The organism is Microbacterium sp. GbtcB4 (assembly GCF_019091465.1).
GTDB lineage: Bacteria > Actinomycetota > Actinomycetes > Actinomycetales > Microbacteriaceae > Microbacterium > Microbacterium paraoxydans.
This window is the reverse complement of the sequence record NZ_JAGXJJ010000729.1, coordinates 1-231: the sequence shown is the minus strand read 5'-3', so window position 1 is coordinate 231 and position 231 is coordinate 1. Positions and strand designations below refer to the sequence as shown.

1 protein-coding gene is annotated in these 231 nt (G+C 69.7%); it reads right to left on the bottom strand.

Annotation, left to right across the window (positions count from 1 at the left end; translation table 11 throughout):
- Nucleotides 1-231 (bottom strand): histidine kinase N-terminal domain-containing protein (locus tag KVS71_RS19415; protein ID WP_217585343.1); only part of this gene is annotated, 231 nt, incomplete at both ends.

The window sequence follows — 231 nt, the reverse complement described above, 5'->3', positions numbered from 1 at the left end:
ATCGATGACGATCGGGACTTCGCGGACCCTGGTCGGTGTCTCGTCTGACCATTCGGGTGAGGAGGAGTCCACGATCTCCGCTGACTCGAAGGCACCCTGCACCTGCGTGCCCCACTGCGGACGCACGCGCTCCCCGACGATGGCGCGGAAGAAGAGCGTCGCCGCGCCGCTCGGTCGGGCGTGCCCGCGGGCGACGAACGTCCCGCCGTCCGCCTGGTTCCACAGGGCGAT